The 23,114-nt window shown below is 36.0% G+C and carries 16 protein-coding genes and 1 pseudogene; 15 read left to right on the forward strand and 2 right to left on the reverse strand.

The window, feature by feature from the left end:
- Positions 1 to 405 precede the first annotated feature (405 nt).
- From AC0L8O_RS09835 to AC0L8O_RS09900, 14 genes are all read left to right on the forward strand, one after another.
- Positions 406 to 3,402: a PD-(D/E)XK nuclease family protein gene (locus AC0L8O_RS09835; RefSeq protein WP_473447714.1), complete on the forward strand. Its 2,997-nt coding sequence runs from the start codon at positions 406 to 408 to the stop codon at positions 3,400 to 3,402.
- On the forward strand, positions 3,395 to 6,598 hold the full coding sequence (locus AC0L8O_RS09840) for a UvrD-helicase domain-containing protein (RefSeq protein ID WP_473447716.1): 3,204 nt from the start codon (positions 3,395 to 3,397) through the stop codon (positions 6,596 to 6,598). Before AC0L8O_RS09835 ends, AC0L8O_RS09840 begins: the two co-directional genes overlap by 8 nt.
- An 82-nt stretch (positions 6,599 to 6,680) precedes the next feature.
- Complete coding sequence (locus AC0L8O_RS09845) at positions 6,681 to 7,682, forward strand: helix-turn-helix transcriptional regulator (protein ID WP_473447717.1); 1,002 nt, start codon at positions 6,681 to 6,683, stop codon at positions 7,680 to 7,682.
- 91 nt (positions 7,683 to 7,773) lie between these two features.
- Positions 7,774 to 8,376 (forward strand): hypothetical protein, encoded by a 603-nt coding sequence (locus tag AC0L8O_RS09850; protein WP_473447719.1) that lies wholly within the window; start codon positions 7,774 to 7,776, stop codon positions 8,374 to 8,376.
- A gap of 520 nt (positions 8,377 to 8,896) precedes the next feature.
- Positions 8,897 to 10,198: a DUF2399 domain-containing protein gene (locus AC0L8O_RS09855; RefSeq protein WP_473447721.1), complete on the forward strand. Its 1,302-nt coding sequence runs from the start codon at positions 8,897 to 8,899 to the stop codon at positions 10,196 to 10,198.
- Entirely contained in the window at positions 10,174 to 11,604 is a 1,431-nt protein-coding gene (locus AC0L8O_RS09860; protein WP_473447723.1) for a hypothetical protein, read from the forward strand. Before AC0L8O_RS09855 ends, AC0L8O_RS09860 begins: the two co-directional genes overlap by 25 nt.
- Before the next feature lie 37 nt (positions 11,605 to 11,641).
- The gene (locus tag AC0L8O_RS09865) at positions 11,642 to 12,271 is read left to right on the forward strand and encodes a hypothetical protein (RefSeq protein ID WP_473448816.1); all 630 of its coding nucleotides are present in this window, start codon (positions 11,642 to 11,644) and stop codon (positions 12,269 to 12,271) included.
- Positions 12,268 to 13,050, forward strand: a complete 783-nt coding sequence (locus AC0L8O_RS09870) for an AAA family ATPase (protein ID WP_473447725.1) — start codon at positions 12,268 to 12,270, stop codon at positions 13,048 to 13,050. Before AC0L8O_RS09865 ends, AC0L8O_RS09870 begins: the two co-directional genes overlap by 4 nt.
- Before the next feature lie 92 nt (positions 13,051 to 13,142).
- The gene (locus tag AC0L8O_RS09875) at positions 13,143 to 15,473 is read left to right on the forward strand and encodes a chromosome segregation protein SMC (RefSeq protein WP_473447727.1); all 2,331 of its coding nucleotides are present in this window, start codon (positions 13,143 to 13,145) and stop codon (positions 15,471 to 15,473) included.
- 281 nt (positions 15,474 to 15,754) lie between these two features.
- Positions 15,755 to 16,318 (forward strand): hypothetical protein, encoded by a 564-nt coding sequence (locus tag AC0L8O_RS09880; RefSeq protein ID WP_473447729.1) that lies wholly within the window; start codon positions 15,755 to 15,757, stop codon positions 16,316 to 16,318.
- 42 nt (positions 16,319 to 16,360) lie between these two features.
- On the forward strand, positions 16,361 to 18,601 hold the full coding sequence (locus AC0L8O_RS09885; protein WP_473447731.1) for an McrB family protein: 2,241 nt from the start codon (positions 16,361 to 16,363) through the stop codon (positions 18,599 to 18,601).
- On the forward strand, positions 18,598 to 19,866 hold the full coding sequence (locus AC0L8O_RS09890) for an McrC family protein (RefSeq protein WP_473447733.1): 1,269 nt from the start codon (positions 18,598 to 18,600) through the stop codon (positions 19,864 to 19,866). Before AC0L8O_RS09885 ends, AC0L8O_RS09890 begins: the two co-directional genes overlap by 4 nt.
- A 110-nt stretch (positions 19,867 to 19,976) precedes the next feature.
- Entirely contained in the window at positions 19,977 to 20,609 is a 633-nt protein-coding gene (locus tag AC0L8O_RS09895; RefSeq protein ID WP_473447735.1) for a hypothetical protein, read from the forward strand.
- A 72-nt stretch (positions 20,610 to 20,681) separates the two neighbouring features.
- On the forward strand, positions 20,682 to 21,281 hold the full coding sequence (locus AC0L8O_RS09900; RefSeq protein ID WP_473447736.1) for a hypothetical protein: 600 nt from the start codon (positions 20,682 to 20,684) through the stop codon (positions 21,279 to 21,281).
- Between the two features lie 110 nt (positions 21,282 to 21,391).
- Here the strand turns inward: AC0L8O_RS09900 and AC0L8O_RS09905 are convergent, their stop codons facing one another.
- Entirely contained in the window at positions 21,392 to 21,928 is a 537-nt protein-coding gene (locus tag AC0L8O_RS09905; RefSeq protein ID WP_473447738.1) for a cupin domain-containing protein, read from the reverse strand.
- 140 nt (positions 21,929 to 22,068) lie between these two features.
- A pseudogene (locus AC0L8O_RS09910) lies at positions 22,069 to 22,167 on the reverse strand (ketose-bisphosphate aldolase); the annotation flags it as partial.
- A gap of 431 nt (positions 22,168 to 22,598) precedes the next feature.
- Here AC0L8O_RS09910 and AC0L8O_RS09915 point away from each other — a divergent pair.
- Positions 22,599 to 22,691 carry a putative holin-like toxin gene (locus AC0L8O_RS09915; RefSeq protein ID WP_235991744.1) on the forward strand — a complete coding sequence of 31 codons (93 nt, stop codon included), beginning with the start codon at positions 22,599 to 22,601 and terminating at the stop codon, positions 22,689 to 22,691.
- The last annotated feature ends 423 nt before the right edge of the window (positions 22,692 to 23,114 follow it).

Below are 23,114 nucleotides of genomic sequence, written 5' to 3' on the forward strand. Positions count from 1 at the left end.
AATTTACTAAATACTATGAACATAATGATCGATTGATTGGACCAATCACCTCAAATGAGCTAGCTTTTTTATAAGTCATTTAGTAATGGTAGATGTAATCTTTAATAAAAGGATGCTACTTTCTACATTAAATTCAGGTAATAAGACTCAATAATTGTTGATGTAAATCAAAAGAGAGGTGCTGAACACTATGTGATTTGCACCCCTTTTACATTCCTTCGTTAAAAGGGTGTGCCAAAACTGGTACACCCTTTTGTTTATACTAAAATCAGGAATAACAACCCATGAATAAACTGGATATTTAAAGCCTATTCAATAATAGATCATTCATCACAAGACAAACCTACCATAAAGGGATGGAAAAAGTGTAAAATAATAGGGGAACTTGTAAAAGGAGGAAGTAGAATGAATTCATTGATGAAAGAATTAGTTACTATTAATACGAAATTTCCTTACCAAGAAAAAATAATTCTTGTTGATTCTTATACAGTAGGTGCACATATTTTAGAGGCATTTACAGATCTCGGACACAGGGCCATAAATGTAACCTTTAAAACAGTAACAGATCTCGCCGAAGAATTAATCGAACTTCACCACCCTAATCAAAAAGAAGTAGTTACTGATACGATTGGATCTCAATTCGTGTATACCATTCTATCTCAATTAAAAGAAAATCATTCATTAACATATTTTAAAAATATGGAAATAACATCCTCATTTAGTCGCGCGATGTATCAGATACTCCATACACTCCGAATGGCTGGGTATACGAGTGATACTTTAAACACTGACGATTTTCTGACAGCAGATAAAGGGAAAGATATGAAATTGTTACTATCACAATATGAAGTATTCTTACATACATATCAAATGACAGATTATGCCGAAACTCTTCGATTGGCAACACAATATGCAATCAAAACAGCAAATCGGGTTTATATTCTTCAATCGAATCTATCTTTATCTCAATTAGAAGAAGAATTTCTCTATACACTATTACCAGACCATACATATAAATTGCCTCTGCAGAAAGTGTTAGGTGTGAATGTACCGGAAAGGTCAAATCTTCGGTCGATTAAATGGGGAGAACCTACTCCATTAAGCTATCTTTATGACTTGGAACACAAAGTAGAGACAGAAAATGTCACTCTTTTTACAGCTAAAACTGAGGAAGTGGAAATAAAGCAGATTCTCTATAAAATAAAAGAATCCCAAGCGAAACTTGATAAGCATGTGGTTTATTACACGAATCGTGAACCGTACGTAACTCACTTTTACCATTTATCACAAAAAACCGAACTCCCGATTACATTTGGCGAAGGTTTACCAGTTTTAACAACTCGTCCAGGACGGTTAATAGCAGGGATATTACAGTGGATGTCATCAAATTATAGTGTCAATGTGTTTCTTGATTTAATACATGAAGGCCTGCTAAATCTGGAGGAAGACATGCCATCAGGTGTGAAAATGACAAGGATTCTTCGCGATGCAAGTATTGGTTGGGATAAAAAGCGTTACATAAGTCAGTTGACGGAAGAAATAAACCGCCTTGAACTAAAACAACATGAAGCAACAGATGAAGAAAAGGCAGAATATTATCAAGAAAAAATGAATCAATTAATCACTATGCAAAAATGGTTTGTAAAATTGTTAAAAAACTTACCTGACTATAAAAATGAGTTGAATTATCGAGAATGTTTACAAGCAATTGCCTATGTACTCAAACATTATTGCCGAACATCTTCAGCCGCTGATCAAGTTGCGAAAACAGAACTGCTTGAAGAAGTTGAAAAATTATTACCATATTGTGATGAAACGTTGACACGTTTTAAAGTTTTTGAAAAGATGAAAGATTTATTACTAAGTATTAATGTACTAAAGTCAAGTGCCAAGCCGGGTCATCTCCATGTTACTTCTTACGAACGTGGAATATATGAAGCACGCCATTTTGCTTATATAGTTGGTCTGGATAGTCGGAAATTTCCCGGTAGTGTCAACGAAAACCCACTACTACTTGATACGGAAAGGAATCGTTTAGGTAAAGGCTTGAATGTTAACGAACATAAAAGTCAAGAAAATCTTTATCATCTCGTTCAATTACTTGCACAACAAGAGGGACATGTATCACTAAGTTATTGTAATTTTGCTGTAACCGATAACCGGGTTGTTCATCCCGCACATGTCTTTTTACAAGCCTACAGAATGACAAGTGGGCACCATGACGCAGATTTTAAAGATGTAGCCAAACTTCCATCTTCCTATGTTGCTGAAGAGCTTATAAATGAACAGGATTATTGGGCACAAAAAGTCACCGCAGAACAAAAAGTGAACGTAAAGGGTGATGTTTTATCCCATTTTTATCACTTAGAGTCAGGAATCAAAGCAATGAACGCACGTGAAGAAATGATGTTTACGGAATTTGACGGGAAAATTAGCATCGATCAAGCTATGTTTGATCCACGTATCAATCAAGAACGTTCCATGACAGCAGGTCGATTAGAAACACTTGCGAAATGCCCTTATTCCTACTTTTTAAGTGAAGTGTTAGGAGTTCGACCGATTGAAGAAATAGCTTTTAACCCTAATAAATGGTTGGACGCTGCAACTCGTGGCAGCTTATTACATAGCGTTTTTGAAACATTTTATAAAACATTGCAATCAATTGAAGCAAAGCCATCTTTTATTCATCATGAAGAAACCATTCTGGTGATTGCAAACGAACATATCCAAGTGCAACGTGAAATTTCTCAGCCACCGAATGAGCGGGTGTATGAACTAGAATCAGCTGACATTATCGAATGCTGCAGAATCTTCTTAAAAGAAGAAGAGCAGCATTGTGAAAGCTACAAACCTCTCCATTTTGAGTACACATTTGGTGTTGGTGAATTTGAAGCAGCCGAAATAACGTTACCATCAGGTCAAAGCATGAAGATTGCCGGAAAAATTGACCGTGTTGATGAAACAAGCTCTGGTACATATCATATTGTCGATTATAAAACGGGAAGCACATACGGCTATAGTACGAATGGAATGTTCAAAGGAGGCCGACAGCTCCAGCATTTTGTCTATGCCTTAGCAATTGAACAGCATCTTCAGCTAAAAACTGGTGCAGTCGAGGAAAGTGCTTACTATTTTCCAACAGTTAAAGGGCTTGCTCAACGTTTTGTACGTAAGCAGGATGAGACAGTTCGTACACAAGGATTAACGCTGCTGGAAAATTTAATTGAGTTAGTCTCACAAGGGATTTTCACGATGACTGATGATGAAAATGACTGTAAATTTTGCAACTATAAATCTGTTTGTCAACGACACTTCTATGACGAGGAAACACTAAGTGCCAAGAGAAGTGACAAAACATATGAACCTTTACGTCAATTTTTGGGGGTACGCGCACATGACTAATAAAGTAATTGATCAGGCCGCTCGGGATAAAATCAAACATGAACTGAATACTAATGTTCTTGTCGAAGCAGGAGCAGGTTCGGGAAAAACAACAAGCCTTGTTGAACGAATGGTACAACTCATTTATACGAACACATGTAACATCAAACACATTGTCGCAATAACCTTCACTCGAAAAGCAGCAGATGAATTGAAAATGCGCTTCCAATCTAAGCTTGAAGCTGTCTGGAAAATGGAGAAAGATGCAGTTATTAAAGATCGTTTAGAAACAGCCCTGCAAAATATCGACCGTTGTTTTTTAGGAACGGTTCATTCCTTTTGTGCAAAGCTTTTGCGTGAACGGCCAATCGAAGCATCCTTAGATATTTCATTCAAAGAAATGGAAGAAGCCGACGATATACAATTACTAGAAGAATCCTGGCAGTTATTTCTCCAAAAAGCTCAAACAGACCAGTCTCCTCTACTGGCTGAAATAAACGAACTTGGAATAAAAGTGGATGACTTATACGAGAGTCTCTGTCAAATGAGACAATATACAGATGTTGAATGGGTGACAGAAGAAATTGAAAAGCCTGATTTACAATCTGCGTATCATTCATTAATGAATATCGTAAAAGAGGCGATTCGATCCGTACCTGAAGAAGAACCGCCAAAGGGGTATGATGCATTACAGAAAATCATCATCACTGCCCTGCAAAAGCAACGTTTTATTAATCCATCAAACAATCGAGACATCATTGCTCAATTTGAATTGTTTAATAAAAAGCTAAACGTAACACTAAATCGTTGGCACTCAAAGGAAGATGCAAAATTTTATAAAGAAAAACTAACAGAGTATGTAGAGACAACGATTCTACCACTTCTACAACAGTGGAAAGAGTATTGTCATCCTAAAGTTGTTTCGTTTTTGCAAGAAGCCACTAGCATGTATAGCAACTTGAAAAAGGAAAGATCACTATTAAACTTTCAAGATTTATTGCTACATACCACAACACTTTTAAAAGACAATGCAGAAGTAAGAGGGTATTTTCAAGAAAAATATACTCATCTGTTAGTGGATGAATTTCAAGATACAGATCCGATTCAAGCGGAAATGATGTTTTACTTAACAAGCACGGATTTGGATGAAAAAGTGTGGACAAAATGTACACCTAAAACAGGATCATTGTTCGTTGTGGGTGATCCTAAGCAGGCAATTTACCGCTTCCGCCGTGCCGATATTGATACATATAACCGTGTAAAGCAATTAATAGAAGAACATGGTGGAGAAGTCCTGCAATTAACGATGAACTTTAGAACGGTGGACACGGTAACGAATAAATTGAACAGTGTATTTGTTCAGCACTTACCTGAACAGGAAACAGTCTATCAAGCAGCATACCGACCGTTAAATTCGTTTCACGAAGATGATGGGAAAGGTCTATCAGGTATTAAGTCTTTAACAGTATCAGCAGATTTTTCAAAGAAAGATGAAGTTATTGCAGAAGATGCCCGCAACATCACCAAGGCAATCTCATCATTGCTTCAACAAGGTTACAACCCTCGTGATTTCATGGTCTTAACTAGATACAATGACGGAATGGCGACATATGCACAAACACTTGAAGACAGTGGAATTTCTGTCAGCATTAGTGGTGAAGTCATCATTGGCGAAACAAGAGAGTTTCAAGAACTCAGCATTTTACTGCAAACCTTTGTTGATCCAACAGATACAGTGGCTCTTCTTGCGACGTTACGTGGAGTCTTCTTTGGATTTAGTGACAATGAATTATATCAATGGAAAAAAGCCGGTGGAATTTTCTCTATTTATAGTGATGTTACTGAAGGTTTATCAGAACCATTGAAGGAGAAGTTTGCAAGTGCCTTAACAAAGCTAACAACCTATCAAAAGTGGGTCCGCACTTTTTCACCTACCATTGCAATTGAAAAAATGATTGACGATGTGGGGTTTTATCCGTTGCTCATTAAAAATGGCCGCAATAAACGTGCTTACAAAAGCTTACTTCAGGTGATTGAGCATATTCGTCATCAAGAATCAACTGGTACATCAACATATAAACAAATATGTCAGCTTCTAATGGAAAGCATTCATAACAAAACAACGGTTCTTAATATTGAAGAAGATGCCAATAGTGTAAGAGTGATGAATGTGCATAAAGCAAAAGGATTAGAAGCACCGATTGTCTTTTTAGCCCATCCGGCAAAACTTGTTTCCCAAGAATCGTTTTTATTTCAACATATTAAACGAGAAGATGATGCATCAAAAGGCTATTTTTCTTTTTCGATCCGCAACGGCTTTCAATCAAAAGACTTGGCTCTGCCAATCAATTGGGATACCTTTAAGCAGGAGGAACTGCGTTATTTAGTCGAAGAAGAGCTTCGCATTCTGTATGTAGCAGCAACACGCGCCGAAAAAGCGATCATAAGCAGTTACAGTGCAAAGAATGACAAGAAAAACCCTTGGAACACATTATTTGAAATAAGTAATATTGAAGAATTTGTGAGTCTTGATGAGATAATCGAAAGTACACAAGAAGAAATCGAGGAAATTTCATTACAAGACTACCAGGCGAAAACAGTCGGCATGACAAGATGGCTCGAACATCGCAAACAACGATCATTTGACTACTGGTCACCAACAAAAGACAAAGACTACTCCAGCGTAGTCTCCATCGAAAGAGAAGCTGGCGGCGGAAAAGACTGGGGAACCATTGTCCATCATGTGCTTGAAAAAGTTGTCAAAGGTCATGACGTGACAAATTATATTTCTTCTTTATTAAAAACGTACAAAGTTCCAGCCGAAAAAGCAGAAGAAATAAACCAAATCATAGAAACATTTAAAAACTTGCCAATCTGGGCAGACTTACAAATCGCTGACAATGTACTACCGGAAGTTCCTTTCATGCTTCAAGTGGACAGTGAAGACCCATTGTACAAACTCATTCAGTCACCAAATGGAGAAAAACATCCATACAAAGTAAAAGGAATCATCGACCTGATCTATAAAATAAACGGAGAATGGACCATTGTCGACTACAAAACAGACAACCCGGTAGACAAAGCCGACTTTGCCCAGCTACGGAACTACTACCAAGACCAGCTCCTATTCTACAAAAATGCCTGGGAACAAATAACAGGCGAAAAAGTAAAAAACACGGAGCTTTTCTTTATCAATGAGGGACATGGGGACAGGTGATCTGTCCCAATTCCTGATTTTTCCTTATGAAAATGAGTAACCAAATGATAGGTAACTATTAACCAAATTATGGAGTGATCATGTGAGTGAAGCAAAAACAGGTAGAAGATTACTAGCCTTAAAAGAAATCTTTCTTCGAGATACAGACGAAAACAAACAGTTTTCCATTAAAGAATTAGTAGAAAAGCTAAAAATAGAAATTCCGGAATGCACAGCAGATGCAAAAACAGTAAAAAGATATATCCAAACATTAAGGGCAACAGGCTTTGATATCATCGAAAACGTCGAAAAATATGGTGAAATCTATTATAGCCATCAAGACCGGCTATTCGAAAGCTATCAGCTTCGATTGCTTATTGACCCAATTTTATCAGCACGTTTCATTACAGAAGAAGAGAAAAAGAACATTGTGAAAAACGTCAAGAAATTAACGAGTAAGCATGTGGCCAAAACGCTGCCAGATCCAATTGTATACCAGCAGTCCATTAATCAAGACTATCAATTAATTAAATTGCATATTGATAAAATCCATAAAGCCATTTCAGAAAGCAAAATGATTACATTCCAATATGGTGACTTTGATATACATAAACAATTCCAATTACGCCACAATGCTAAAAACTATCAAATTAAACCATTTGCGTTAATTTGGGAGTCGGATTTTTACTATTTAATCGGTGAAGATATTGATCAAAGCCCAGAAAGTAATCCTCGAAATTATCGTCTGGACCGCATGCGAAATGTCATTGTTACCGAAAATCGCTTTGTTAAAAAACAACAAGACATCAGCACATATGTACATAATTCTTTTCACATGTTTGGTGGAGAAGACCAATGGATCACCTTACAATTCACGTTAAATCAACTTGTTTTAAATGGTGTCATTGATAAATTTGGTATTGATGCTGATATCCGAAAAGGTGAAAACAACACCTTCATTTTAAAGGCAAAAGCAAAACAAAGCATGGGCTTAAAAGGATGGATTCTTGGCTGGGGAAGCTATGTAAAAGTCTTATCACCAACATCATTAGTTCAAGAAATAAACGAAGAAATCGAGAAAATGGCTGCGACATATAAACACTAGGGTGTGCCAAAAATGGTATACCATGTTGTTTATAATGAGGATACATACAATAAAATGACTTTCTCTAAGGATAAAAGGAAGGATGAAAATAATGTTTAATCTTGAAACTATAATAGAAACACTATCTAGTCAAAGAGCTCTTTTTAGATCGGAAAAAGACTTTCAAGAATCACTTTTACAGATTATACAAAGCAAAGGTATGAAGTGTGAAGCGAATAAAATAATAAATGGAACAAAAATTGATCTATGGATTAAAGACCGAGACAAAGAGATTTTAATTCAACTAAAACATAAAACTAAAAAACTTTCTGTTACTATTGACGGTTCCCAATTTGATTTGAAAAATCACGGTGCTCAAGATCAAGGTAGATATGACTTTCTAAAAGACGTTAAGAGTTTGGAACCGTTTTGTATTGATTATGAACATCGGACTGGATTTTCAATTCTATTAACCAATGATCATCGTTACTGGGAAAAACCAATAAAACATGACTCTGTAGACAAGGATTTTCAGTTATATGAGGGTAGAAAAATTGCTGGAATACTACGGTGGAAAAAAGAGGCATCAACTGGAACAAAATCCGGAAGGGAAAATGCAATTGATTTAAAAGGTACATACGAATTAAGTTGGAGAAACTATTCAAAGTTTCCAACACAGGAAAGTGAATTCCGATACTTAAATATTGAGGTATAAGGATAAACCAATGATTAATTAATGAAGTCAAGGGCAATTAGTATAGTAGACTTGTTTTCTAAAATTACAATAAAAGTTAATGGGAAATCTGTTATACAAACTAAAAAGTCTCATTTAATAAACAGAGGTAACCGTTTTACCATTGCGTTCCAACCAATCCATAAAAACAGAAAAAAATTCGCCTCCATCCATACGTGCGAATCAATTTTAACAGGTGAGACCTACTTTCTTAAATCAAAATTAATCCCCAAAGTGCAATGAAGACCATTCAGGTGCAGAGGTAGAAACACCACTGCTTGAGAACGGTGCGGATGGGGCTGTTAAAAAAATTAGTGAAAATAAAAATTGATATTTCCTCTGAAACAAAGGTAAACAAAGGGATGGTTCTTGTGTTTAGAAACAAGAGAACTGTCCACTTGTTTTAAAACCATCATTTCCCCAAAAATACAAATGATCCCTTAAACTAATATCCAATTAATTTGGTAGAATAAGAATATCTAATAATAAACGAGGTATCGGTATGATAGAAGATTCACTCTTAAAATATATTAAAGATTTCATTCTTAAAAGTGGGGAGGAGCTAGAGTGGATACAACCTACTAATGAGAATGTTTTAACAGAAGTAAAAATGATCAAGCGTTCTGAAAGAACCTATCGAGTTCTAGGTCTCTTAATATTATCAATACAAACTCCACAAAAAGAGGAAATGCTCATCGATCAGGAATTGGAGGGTATTGCTTTTACGCCTAGAAAAAAAGTCAGCCTTGATGATCGTGGGCGCCTGACCTTTAAATGGCTAGAGCAAGGCTGGATTATAAAGGAAGTAAGATTTGAGAAAGATGAAAAAACGGTGCGCACATCCCATTATCGGATGGGGTTTCGTTTGTATCATTATGAACAGGTAAAACTTCAACAAAAGCTGGAACAAACGCATAATGAATTTTTAAACATTAAGAGCGACCTCATAACAATATGCGGGTCCAAAAGCGATAAGCACCAAAGAAATCTTGGGATGCAAAACATCTCTAAGGTGATCAATCAGATCAAAACTAATGAATTAAACTCATCTCTTTATTTTACAAAAGCATGGCCATTGCGGAAAAGACTAAAATATTTACACTTCGTTCACGCATTTTGTCAATTATCTTTACAGAAGGAGGAATTTGACTGGAAGGAAATTGGAGCCGCCTATTTTCAAACAATCGGCGGTTCAAAGCAGTTTGATTTCTATAAGCAAGAGTTTCTCGACCATTTAGAGAAATGGACGAATATTCCGGTGGATGAGCTAGGCTTAATAAGTCTTGGTCAAATTACACCGGTCTTTTTTGCTGGGGAATTAAGCGGAAAGTATGCTGTTTATCACTGGGGAGCAATTCATGCCTTAACCCATTTAGCGATTGCGACGGAAGCATATAAAACAAAAGCGAAGACACTTTGGTTGGTTGAGAACCGTGCGATCCTGACCCGTATGGCCGCAGGGCAGTTTTTGCAAGAAACGAATTCACTCATCTTATGCATTGACGGGCATTTACGTTCCGCTCACAAAAACGCTATTTCACAAATCTTATCTAACAGCAAAGTTGAACAGATAATGATATGGTGTGACTACGATTTAGACGGATTACACATTTCAAAAGAAATACACAGAGTAGTATACCAATATAACAAGTTCGGTATTAAATGGGTGTTACCAGACCAGCAAGTGACTGTCGACAGGGATCAGTATGAGCAAACTTTAACGAAATTTTTAGTGCATAACAAAATGGAGCAAGAACAAATATTGGGAGGTGAGGAGCAGTGGAAAAGCTGGATTCTGGCTTAATCTCAATTTTTAAATCAACGGAATCAGCACCGGAAATTATGCAGTCTATGAAGGATATTTCTTCATTAGGAGGCGTTTTAAGTGATTTAGGAACACAAAATTTTTTTCAAACGCCAGGTGAAATTCTTAGATTTTTAAGACTTATTCAACTATTAAATGAAGAAGCTCTTGGATTGGATGCTCCGATTGAAAATATAGATACGATCTATTACCGTTATCGGAATCGTTATGATGATCTAGAGCCACCTTCGAAAAAAAGAGTGGAGCAAATTATCAATGTTTTAGTGAAAAATAATTGGATTTCCAAACAAACGAGACGGATAAAAATGCGCGATGTTGGAAAGCGGATGATGGATGCGTTAATTCGCCTTGCCAATGATTCTCTTGCCTATTATATGAACGATGATATCGGACGAGCATTATTTCAGGCTAGACGTGATGCAGATATAAGTGAAGCCTATGATGATAACGGAATCTCAGGAGGAAACAAAATTGCGAGTATGATTCGAAATGTGCAGAATGCGATTGCTCTATTACGAGAGCGAGAACTTGAACTGCTTGCAGATCGTAATGCTTTACCTCAGCTGGAGATTATTCACAAATTAATGAAGGATTTAGAAATCAAGCTTGAGGAACGATATAGACAATTTCAAACAGTTGAGGATAGCTTAGTGCTAACAGATTTAATGCAAAGAGGGACCGCTGTTCTGGCAGAAGGAACGAATCTCAGCTTAGGGATGATCAACAAATATGTAAAGTTCACAAATATGCAAAAGACACCATTAACCTCGACTATTCAGCCTGAAAAAGTCCGTGCCTTCATCTCGAATATGTTTGATCCTCCTCTTGATTCCGATATTCCTAATGCTCATCAACTATTAAGCTTTATGGAGCAAAATCAATATGAGGACGAGGCAATTGACGGATTATGGATTCCTGTGAAGTTCGCTGCACCTTTATCCTCATTTGCTATCGATGATGCGATTGAGTATTTAGAGACATATGAACCAGTAGTTGATCCGATTAAGGAAGAAGAGGCAGAGCCAGAATATGCTACCGAGGAAATGTCAGAGGAAGAACTGGAGAGCTTAATGGGAGAAACTAACTGGCTGTTAACGAAGAACATGATTGATACGAAAGCAATTGAAGCGTTTTTTGAAGTACAGGAGGAAGCACCTTTAGAGCAAGTAATCATTGAAGCAACGACTGATCAGTGGAGTGATGCGATTAATGCTTTAACAGCTGTTTCAGCGTTAGTTGGGAATAAAAAAGTCACGATAACAAAGGATGAACAAAAGAGAGAACGTAAGGTTTTCGATAAAAAATGGGAGTGGATGAAGGATGGAGATAGATCAGACATTGTTAAACGGAGAAGAGAAGGCAAAAAAGACGAAAAATCCGAATGAGGCTATTGAAGAGATTAATGTTAATCCATTAAATGTCATGCAGTCAATTAGGGGTATTTTAACTCAGGAAGAGGAGCTAACGTTTATGAATATTCTTTTCTCTTCATCGGCTTCAATTCGCTCTGGAAATTTCGGCTTATCTCGTAAAGAGGTAGAAAAACAGCTTGGTATTTCAGGAGATGACGAGCAGTTTACCTCTTTCATGACAAGAGTCAATCAAGCAGTCAGTCGTTATTTTCAATTGATTTATGATGAAAAGCGTGATCAAGTCGTAGTGTTAATGAGGGTATCTGCTCAATCTGCGCGTAACACCTTATCAAGAGAAAGCTTAGCGATTTTACTTTATATGTTTTACCAGCAAGAGGTTTTGCAGCATGAATTTACTCTATTTGACCAATTACTAGATGCCCTCGGCCATGAAACGAAAAAAGCAAACCAAAGGGTTCTTGTTAATATAGATCCTTTAAAGAAAATTGGTGCGATAGAAGATTATGAAACGAATTCATCTGAGCGAGCTTTTCAGCTGACAGCTATCGGAGTGCATCTATTTTCAGATTCATTCTTGCGCAGAACAATAGAATTCAGTCAGTCGAATCAGTTGAACAAAGAGGAAGTATTGAAATTTTTCAAGCGTTACAATTTGTATAAGAAAGGAGAAACTCAATGATACCTTGGAGAGTGTCATTTTCAGGTATTCGTGATTATCGGCCGGAACAGATTGATTTATCCGGAAGAGACGAACATATTATGATTACAGGTCCAAACGGCTCAGGAAAGTCGACAATTACGTATTGCTTGGGGGCCGTACTATATTCATCCAAAGTAGATGTGGGAGGATTAAAATCTCGGAATCTATTAAGTGATCAAACCTGGAAAGCCCAAATTTCTCTTGTGTTTAAAAATGAAGGACAGGTGAAAATTGATGCTGCCACATTCATTCAATTTACATTAAGAATGGTTCAAGAGCCAGGACAACCGATAAAAAAAGAATATTCGATCTCAACTGGTGAGGAAATTGATCAATGGGAGCATACCGATAAATATACATCAGGTGATCGGCAATTAAATTTTTCTGCTTATAAGCAAAGTCTACACCACAAATATAAAATCGACCCTGATGCCTATTATTTGATTTGGTACCAACAAGAGGTTAATCAATTTGCCGTCATGGATCCAGAAGAACGATTTCGAATTTTTAGCGAGATGCACGGAATTGATCAAACACAGCGCGAATGGGAAGAAAGTATTGAAAAACTAAAGGAAACAACCGAAACTCTTAGGACAGCGAAATATAGTGTTGATAATAAACGATTAGAGCTCCAAATAAAAAAGAATGATTTAGAGCGATTTAAAAGCAATCAAGAGCGTCTTACAAGTGGAGCAAAGCAGTATACGGAGGCTCTTATTTTATTAGAAGCTACTTTGAAAAAAAGAGAAATAGTTTAGAAGGAGTAATTGAAGAGCTTTCCGCACAACTTGAAGAAGTTAAGGAAGCCATCCTCTCTAAGCAAGAAGCGAAAATAAACTTGAAGGAGCAGATGGACACATTACTAAAGGAAAAAGAACAGATAGAAACGAAGCTAGAAGAAACTGAGAAATTAAGGAAAGAATATCATGCTGAAATTCACAATACAAAACAGTCCATCGAGCGACTAGAAAACGAACTTGCTTATTTAACGAAGCGGAAGAATCAAATTACTCGTACGGAAAAAGAAGTACAGGAGCAGCTCAGTCAAATTGGTAAGGAAATTGATAAAACGAGCTCTCAATTAGCTGAAGTAGAAGAGCAGCATAAACAGCTGAAAAGGTCACATTTTGATTTGCTTACTGAGATAACAAGATTAGACCATCAAGTACAATTAGACAAAAGATTATACGAAGAGCATAGTAAAAGATTAGCAGACTATAAAAGTAGTCATGAGGTTTCGACGACGATTAAGAAGCTAGAAGATGAGAATGTATCCCTTAAAAACGAGCATCTCACATTACTGAATAAAGTTGATGAGCTTAAAAAAGAAAAGCTCTCTTTACTAGAAAATCGTGCTCTCTCTCAACGTCAAAATGAGTCCACCACCTATTTACGTAAGCGAAATATCAAAGCCTTTCCGCTACGTGAATTGGTTGAATTGGATGAACAGGCACAGCTAAATGATGAACAACTTTTTCAGGCAATTAAATATACAATCTTTTTCCAAGGAAAAGAGTTAAACCCACCAAATGATCTTTACCATGTCCCATTGATGGATATCGTACCAGATCGTTCTATAGATGCGTTACCTGAGCTACATCTAAAAATAAAGGAAGGCATTAAGAATGAGGATATACCACATGCGATTAAAGCACTTTGGTGGGTTGAACAATTTTTCAAAAATGGTCCATTTAAGATCCATAATGGCAGTCTATATGATGTGATGGGGATTCGCGGATCACAGGAGAAAGATCGCTATATATTAAGCCAGAAAGCATTGATAATGAGAAAGCAAGAGGTTGACAAGCTTATCTTTATTAATGAATCCAGATTAGCAGAACTAGACGAGCTGATTAGCACCAACATGAAGAAAATTCAGGAGCTCAGCCGGATTATTCAGTTTGTAAGAGAAGCTGAAGCATTTATGGCCATGGACTATGAGCGTGAAAGTCGTAGCAAACGATTAGAGGGCGAGAAAAAAAGGTTAGTAGAAATGGAGAGAATGTTAGAAGAGCTTGATCAAAAAAAGACAAACCTCAAGGTTCATTTGATTTCCATCCAAAATAAACAGAGTGTTTTAAAAGAAGAAGAGAATTTTTACAATGAACTTGGGAAAATGAAGGGGAAGTATGATCTCCTACTAAAGATCCAGGACCATTTGAAGATGTTGAACGAACAATATGTACAACATGGTATTGTTCAAGAAGGACTAGAGGATGATTTAGATAAGCTGGAACGTAAAACGAAAAAATTAAAGAGGAATGAAGAACAGCTTAATGATGACATTGAGTCGTCTAATAACGATCTGAAGAGAGTCGCCAATCAGCTGGAAAATAAAACGGAAGAGAGGGATTCGACAGCACAGCAGATTGTAGGCTATATACAAGAAATAACGGACATGAAAGTTCTCGTTCCACAAGTTTATTCCGAAATCGCTGATGAACAACTCCCTGGCCAGCTGCCATCAAAGGCAAGCTTGAAAAATCAACGGGAGAACGGAAAAATAATGTTTGACAATGCTAGAAGAGAGACAGATATTGACCCTGCAGCACCAGAAAACTATGAAGCTGTTAAGCAAGAGTTTGAACGATTGGACAATGAATATAAGCGTACGAATATTTTACTTGAGCAGGATCGGGAGCGAGCAGAGCAGCTAAAGGACAAGCTAGAAACAACTATTAATATGAGAGTCTTGGAAATTCGCAGAAGATTTCAAGCTTATATGAATCGCTTTCAATTTGAAGGAGAAGTAGATTGGGAATCGTTCGAGGATAAAAGAGGGAGAATACACTTTAAGCTATTCATTAAAGCTAGAAAAGAAGGCCACCGAGGTACAATGGAGGATGTCAGTACAAAGGCTCGTGGCGGTAAGGTCGGAAAAGGTGTATCAGGAGGAGAAGAGTCACTTAGTTCACTACTATTCGCGTTAGCCCTGCTACAAAACCTCTCCTTCAAGCCAGGATTCATTGTATTAGATGAATTCGACAGTGCTTTAGACGAAAACCGTAAATTAAAGGTATTTGACTTATACGTACAGCAATTACAAAGAAAATTAATCATCCTTACACCAAAATCACACGAAGAATCCTACCTAAAGCGATTCTCAAAAGCATTGGTTGTTCAACATGACCCGACTATTCCATCCAGTAAAATAGTGGGGATTGTGCGGAAGGATTCTTAGCATAAGGGACATAGGGACAGGTGATCTGTCCCATTTCATTAATTTTTATTTATGAAATGAGTAACCAAAATCATAGTTCTTACCTGTAAATACCAGGTACGTATGAAACACGAAATCAAGGTTAACAGTCTTATCACCAACATCATTAGTACAAGAAATAAATGAAGAAATCGAGAAAATGGCTGCAACATACAAAGAATAGGGTGTGCCAAAAATGGTATACCCTGTTGTTTATAATTAGAGTAACGTAATAAAAATAAAGTATAGGAGGACTGATCAACATGTTAAGCCTATCTCAATACATAACCGACTTTTTCAAATATGCAGAAAAAACCAAACTGGAATTATACAACGAATTTAGTCTTCAACATGAGCTTGGAATCTATTTGCGAAATGCCCTTTCAGATTATAAAGTTCAGTTTGAAAGAAATATATCGTTTTTCACACCAGATACAAACACGATAAAAAAGGAAATTGACATCTCCATTTTCAATGAAGAAATGAACGAGAAATATGCGATCGAGCTGAAATTTCCTACCAATGGCCAGTATCCGGAACAAATGTATTCCTTTGTAAAAGATGTTAAATTCATGGAAGAAGTAAAAGACAGAGGATTCACGAAGACGGCAGCTGTAGTATTCGTATCTGATAAACTATTTTATGAAGGAAAACTAACACAAGGAATTTATAAGCATTTTAGAAACGAATTTTCACTCTACGGCGACGTATACAAACCAACAGGAATGAATAAAAACGTGGAATTAGTAACCCTGTCGAAAAGACACGATTTTACGTGGGAAAGCCTGGAGGATCAACGAAAATATTACATAATAGAAATTTCATAGGAAACATAACTCAAAACTATAACAACTGGGAGAGCTGAGTAAATGGACAGAATTCAAGCCATCATTAATAAATATAAAGGAATTACATTAGATGAGATCTTAACAAATCATCGGGATCTATTTGAACAAGAATATGAAAAAGAAGGTAAGTTCCATAAAGACTATTATGACCGTGTCAATGATACGAACTGGGACGATGAAACAAAAGCAGCGTTTACGAGAGTCATAGGTAAAATAAAAAGTTCTTCGGAAATATTCACAGAAAATGATATCGATGATTTAAGTACGTTTATTAAATCAATTGATTCCATCGTCAGAACGAACAATTTTATTAATAATTTCACTCAGACAAGAGTGAATCTAGTAACGTTATTTAATGTATCAAAAGAAGAGCAGGACTACCGTCAAGTGATTGAAAAAGTGAAATTGGCAACAGATTTACACGGCCATTTTGTCCATTTATTTTCAATTATAAAAAATATACAATTTCCAGATGAGTTTGTTGTTGCCTATAAATTTGAACGAAGTATCAACAAACATATTTTAAACAAAAGCGAAGAATACAATGACTTGCTTGAATCATATCGTTCATTCCCGGATACAGAACGTAAGAAAGATCTTGCTTACTATACATATGACATTATCGTGCAAAAACTAATTGAAAAAGAGGTAAATGAATTACATCCTCCTTTAAAGCAAAAAGAAGTGAGAAAACTGGACAGATACTTTTCGATGATCGGTCGTGCCGAAACATTACGAATTGATAGTGAATTATTCTCTTATTTAGATACTGACACCATCACGAAAATTGAACAGCAGCTAACCACTGATTCGGTTGTAGCGATGGTTGAGACAGATGAACTGAACTTGAAAACGTTAGTTACACTTGAGAAGACGAAATTATACATATGTGACCGTTCAACCAAAGAAGTTGGCTGGATCGCAAGCGTTGAAAACGTCTGGATGAAAGAAGAAGAAGTACCAGAACAAACAAGCATTTTACCATTAGGCGAACCTTCTCTAAAAGGTAAAACAGTTTGGATTAACATCACGAAACTACTTACATTACAACCTAAAATGATGTTAGAACAGCTAAAACCAGTCCATAGAAAAATGGAGCAATTATCTCCACAAGGACTTCACTTACTATTTAAAACGGAAACGGAGACAGCAAAAGTGGAAAATCAAAAAGAGATCATAACAGAAGAAGTAACACCAGACTATGAAGAAGAACTACTTTATCAAAATCCCAACATTATTCTATATGGACCACCAGGAACAGGAAAAACCTATCAACTAGCCTCAAAATCTATGGAAATTATCTATAATAAGCATGCAGATGAGCTGGTAGATCAACTCGGTGATCTAAAACAACTGTTTAAAACATACCAGCAAAAAGAACAAATTCAATTTGTAACATTTCATCAATCATATTCTTATGAAGATTTTATTGAAGGTTTACGTTCAGATCAGGAAGGAAAATTTGTTCCCACAGATGGAATGTTTAAAAAAGTAGTCATTGATGCACTATATGCCGGATTGCAAAATCTGGTTGAAGCAAGTGAATATGAAGCAAGAAAACAGCGTGTGCTTCATGCACTACTACATAACGAGGAATTTGATTTCTCTCAAGCAAATCGATATGTCATGATTATTGATGAAATTAACCGTGCCAATATATCAAAAGTGTTTGGCGAATTAATTACTTTAATAGAAGACGATAAACGTTTAACAAAAGAAAATGAGACACGTATTCATTTACCATATTCAGGAGAGACGTTTGTTCTACCTCCTAACCTTTATATTCTGGGAACAATGAATACAGCTGATCGCTCAATTGCCTTGCTTGACACAGCATTACGCAGAAGGTTCTCATTTGAAGAAGTAATGCCGATTTATCATATTTTACCTATCGTTGAAGATATCGATTTACCATCACTCCTTCATCGAATGAATCAACGAATTGAAGTTTTATACAGCCGGGACCATATGATCGGACATGCTTATTTTAACCGGGTTCAAACAGTTGAAGATATTATGACAACGATGCAAAACAAAATCATCCCGCTTCTAAAAGAGTATTTTTATGACGATTGGGAAAAAATTGCGATGGTACTTGGCGGAGTGGGAAAAAGTGAGACAGATACCTGCATTATCTATAAAGAACAAATTGATATAGAGGCATTATTCAAACGATCATCTTATACAGCCATGGATCTTCCTGATAAATATCATGTGAAAACAAATCTTACGGTAGAAGACATCAAAGGAATATATGAATGAAACAAGTGATCATAAGAGAAGCATACGACTGGATTTTCTGTAACGAAGAAATGACAAACGGTCTTACTGAAACAGAGTGGGACCACCTTCTTCACTATTTGGAAAATACATATAAAGGTGAAAATGTCATCGAGTATGCTCATCAAAAAATACGATTTATTAACCTTGTCGGCGTCATCCAACTCAAGACCGTAAGAATAGAAATTTTGCCTAAGATCGATTTAAATCAACATGACGAAGCCTTAAACAGGAGAGCACTGTTAAACATGTTATCGGTTGCGAAAAAACTGCCGGTTGAACTAACAGAACAAACATTAAGTCAGTTTGAAAAAGTAGATCTGCTCCATATTCTTGCAAGGCTGTATATTGTTGAATTAATGAAAACCCTAAACCGAGGAATGTATCGTGAATATCAAGGGAGAGTAGAAAACATTTTAACCTTAAAAGGAAGACTGCTTGTTTCAGACCATATCCGCCATAACGTAAAAAGGTCAGCAAATGCATTTTGTGAATTTGATGAACTAACACCAAATATTTTCCTGAATCAGGTCCTAAAAGCAGCATTGAACATTGTCTTTCGCTATGTCCATCATTCACCGTTAAAAATAAGTTTAATGAACGGCCTCGCCATGTTGGAAGATGTGGAGGATTGCTTTATACCAAAGGAAAAGGTAGAACAAATGCAACTCAATCGTCAAAATACACACTATGAAAAAGCATTGCAACTGGCCAAAGCCATTATACAATCAACATCCATGAGCAGTCAGCAAAATCAACAAATCGCCTTTTCTTTCTTATTTAAAATGAACGATTTATACGAAACATACATTGGAGAAGTACTAAAACGAATGCTCGTCACAACCTCTTACGAAGTGAAGCTTCAGTATACAGCAAAAAAACTGCTGCAAAATGCTGATACAGGAAGAGACAACATTCTCTTAAAACCGGACTTTGTTATTGAAACAAGAGAACAAGAAGCGAAAATCATCATTGATACAAAATGGAAAAGTGTCATTGTAAATGGGAAAAGAAATTACAAACAAGGTGATATTTATCAAATGTATGCCTATATCACAACATACAAATCAGCCGAACGGTGCCTACTACTTTATCCTCAAACAAACGAGGAAGGTGATTTGCCTAGATGGATAGTACCTGATTCCTTTCCGAAAAAGTTTATTGAGGTTCAAACAGTTCGGCTGGATCGGATGAAGCATACGATGGAGGATTTGGGAGAGATGTTGGAGGAGATGGTAAAGGGCTAAGAAGATATCAGAAGAAGTTATAATTAGTTGGGAATTATTGCTATAAATACCTCATGTAAGAGAGTGTAATAGTAAGGGATAAGACAAAAAGTAACTCAGGAGGAACCTGTATGAAAAGATTTGGCTACTTATTTATTGTATTTATGATCTCATTACTTGCAGCTTGTGGAAATAATGAACAAGAAAATACCGCTGGTAAAGGTGAAGAGTCCGGTCAACAAAAAGAAGAACAAACAGATGAAGGAGCGGTCGATGTTGAAAAAGGCCTTTTAAATGTTGAAGTTACATTACCTGCTTCCATGTTTGAGGGTGAAGACATTGACACTGTTATAGCAGATGCAAAAAAAGAGGGAATAAAGGAAGTCACCAAAAATGAAGATGGCTCACTTACTTATAAAATGTCAAAAGCTAAACATAAAGAAATGATGGAAGAATTAAGGAAAGGCATACTGGAAACAGTTGAGGAAACGAAAAATAGTGAAGATTACGTATCAATCAAAGATGTTACATATAATGATTCGTTTACGGAGTTTACTCTATTGGTTAATAAAGGCGACTATGAGAATAGCATGGACGGTTTCGCTGCATTTGGTTTAGGCCTGTCAGGTATGTACTATCAACTCTATAATGGCGTTGATCCTGATAAATACAAAGTAACCATATCTTTGAAAGACGAAGCTACCAATGAAGTTTTTGATGAAATTGTATATCCTGATGATTTGGAAGAAGAGGAAACAGAATAACATACATATTCTATAAATTGAAGGAGGAAGCAAGTTGAATAAAAAGAAAAAAACCTATTTATCTTCGTCGTATTGTTACTCTCTTTACTTGGAGGGTGTGGTCAAGATACGAAAGATATCACTGTTGATGAAGAAGAAAAACAACAAACTAATGCATCAGAAGAATCAGAGGAACCAGAGAATAAAGAAGAAACTGAATCAAAATTAGGATCTCGTTCCTATCCTGTTCCTTTCAAAAAAACAGCAACAGTTGACGATGAGTTATACAATGATGAAGGTGACTCTTTCCCAATTAAATTCGACCTGACAATTGTAGAAGTAGATCGCGGTGATGCAGCATATAAAAAATTAGTATCTATGAATGAATACAATGAAGCTGCTCCAGAAGGATATGAGTGGGTATTAGCAAAAACAAAAGTAAAATTTGTTGAATCTGCAACAGAAGATTTGGCATTCCATATTGACGGAATCATGAATTTTACCATGGTAAGCGAGAATGGAGATATTTATAGTGGTGATATAATTGGAACAACTGAACCCGATTTTAGTTTTGAAATGTACGTAGGAAGTGAAAAAGAAGGGTATATATCCGGCTTAGTGAAAACAGGAGAAAAGGCACAACTTCGGTATGAGGAAATGTTAGGTGGACAAGTTTTCTTTAATTTACAATAACACTAAAAAACAAGAAATCAAAAAACCAGCGGATTCTATATTCGCTGGTTTTTTAGAATGTTACTTTTTTAGGATTAACATTTACTTTCCAAATAAATATAAAAGGACTATTATTCTGGAATTCGTTTTATTCTCGGATCAGTAAAAATATCTGTCTCATCCTCACTATTAGATGAAAATTCAGAGACAATAGCTCCTTCTTCTCCCGCTTTAAACCAGTGCTTCGTATTTTCCGGGATAGTGTATTGTTCACCAGGATGCAATACAACTTCATGGAATACCGTATAGTATTTGAAATCTTCTGCAGGAGGAGATGTTATCGGTGACACTGTAGGTTCTCCTTCTACATAGAGATAAACGGTTCCCCTGCGGCATCGAAACGTTTCTAATTTGCCGGGATCTCCATTTTTTCTAGGTGGATGAAGATGTTCCGGACATGTTTGATGTGGAAATAATACTAAGTCTTTCGCACAATAACGTTCGGTATTCACATAAGTAACCAATTGCAGTCCCGTTATTTCCAGATTATTTAAACCGAAGTCAGCTATCTCAATCGCTTCTTGTTCAGCTTGAGTTAAGATAATTCCTGTATCAGCAAGCATATTCGTTACAATTGCCCGGTAATCCTTTGTTTGTAAATTAGCCATATAAAACAACTCCTCAAATAAAGTGAATTTTTAACAGATATTTTTATGAAATCTTGTGAGAGGTTCTAAGTTTGGTATATTTGTGAGATTAGAATTGTGAAGTGTCTAGATGTGGGTTTGTTTTGTGAAAATATTACTGATATAAGTGTTAGAAATGTACTATCTGCAACATTAAACGCTCCAACAGCAAATTGATTTTCTTTTGCAACAGTCAATAATTCTTTGATTGTAATTAACATAAGGTAATCTCTCTTTTTATTATAATACTTTATGTATGCGCTTACTAATAAATAATAAAAAAGATTTTTAGATTCCAATAATTGATTAGGTACAGACCTAAGTAATGTAAAAGAGTTTTTTGAGACTGTTTAGTGTTTAAAACTAGACGGTCTTTTTTATTTCTATTGACTACTTATTAAAATTTCAAGTAATTTAAACACTTAAAGAAAGTAACTGAAAAAAATTAATAATATTATAAATAAATTTTATAAACTTACTAAGTATTACTTATAAAATAATCAATAAAATGATGATTAAGGTAAAATCTCATTTATTAAACAATTTGACCAAATAGAAACGTACGTTCTATAGCTGTGATATAATAGAATGACAATAGTTAGGTAACTCAAGGGTGGTCAGCGTTACCCTGCAAGGAAAGGGGGTGATGCTTATGATGACAGTATTTCAAACGTTAATGCTGATGATTGCATTTACTAGTTTGGTGTTGTCGATCATATCATTTAGAGACAAAGACAAAAAATAACCCACCCTTGAGCTTTTGCACGGCGATTGGGTGAGTTATTTACCAACATCGCTGATCCCCTTGATGGGAACCCAGCTATTGTATGACTGTTTGGTGTTCGAGCACCGAACAGTTTTTTTTAGTTTATGATTTCTCTATTATTATTATAACCAAAGACTAGATGTTTGAAAAGTAAATACAGGCATAGCAAGTAATGTATTATTCGTTTATTGGGACTCATGGGTATATGATTTTCCTAAACAAGGATCAATTGCAAAGTTGACAGAATCAAAACATTAAGAGAATTTCGCTCATCAACTAAAGAAATTGTCGATGAAGTAACAGGTGATGAAACATCAAAGGAAAAAGAGAAAGGAAATGTTTAATACTTGTAAATAGTATAGCAACTTTTCATCCTAAGTTATAAAGTATCACATCAATGAT

The sequence above is a fragment of the Metabacillus sp. KJ11-3 genome, assembly GCF_055808295.1.

Bases quoted from the DNA above. Each gene is read 5' to 3' on its own strand.
- AC0L8O_RS09840 (WP_473447716.1), top strand. From the start codon at position 3,395: ATGACTAATAAAGTAATTGATCAGGCCGCTCGGGATAAAATCAAACAT.
- AC0L8O_RS09835 (WP_473447714.1), top strand. From the start codon at position 406: ATGAATTCATTGATGAAAGAATTAGTTACTATTAATACGAAATTTCCT.
- AC0L8O_RS09890 (WP_473447733.1), top strand. From the start codon at position 18,598: ATGAAACAAGTGATCATAAGAGAAGCATACGACTGGATTTTCTGTAAC.
- AC0L8O_RS09895 (WP_473447735.1), top strand. From the start codon at position 19,977: ATGAAAAGATTTGGCTACTTATTTATTGTATTTATGATCTCATTACTT.
- AC0L8O_RS09885 (WP_473447731.1), top strand. From the start codon at position 16,361: ATGGACAGAATTCAAGCCATCATTAATAAATATAAAGGAATTACATTA.
- AC0L8O_RS09855 (WP_473447721.1), top strand. From the start codon at position 8,897: ATGATAGAAGATTCACTCTTAAAATATATTAAAGATTTCATTCTTAAA.
- AC0L8O_RS09880 (WP_473447729.1), top strand. From the start codon at position 15,755: ATGTTAAGCCTATCTCAATACATAACCGACTTTTTCAAATATGCAGAA.
- AC0L8O_RS09875 (WP_473447727.1), top strand. From the start codon at position 13,143: ATGGACACATTACTAAAGGAAAAAGAACAGATAGAAACGAAGCTAGAA.
- AC0L8O_RS09865 (WP_473448816.1), top strand. From the start codon at position 11,642: ATGCAGTCAATTAGGGGTATTTTAACTCAGGAAGAGGAGCTAACGTTT.
- AC0L8O_RS09915 (WP_235991744.1), top strand. From the start codon at position 22,599: ATGATGACAGTATTTCAAACGTTAATGCTGATGATTGCATTTACTAGT.
- AC0L8O_RS09905 (WP_473447738.1), bottom strand. From the start codon at position 21,928: ATGGCTAATTTACAAACAAAGGATTACCGGGCAATTGTAACGAATATG.
- AC0L8O_RS09850 (WP_473447719.1), top strand. From the start codon at position 7,774: ATGTTTAATCTTGAAACTATAATAGAAACACTATCTAGTCAAAGAGCT.
- AC0L8O_RS09870 (WP_473447725.1), top strand. From the start codon at position 12,268: ATGATACCTTGGAGAGTGTCATTTTCAGGTATTCGTGATTATCGGCCG.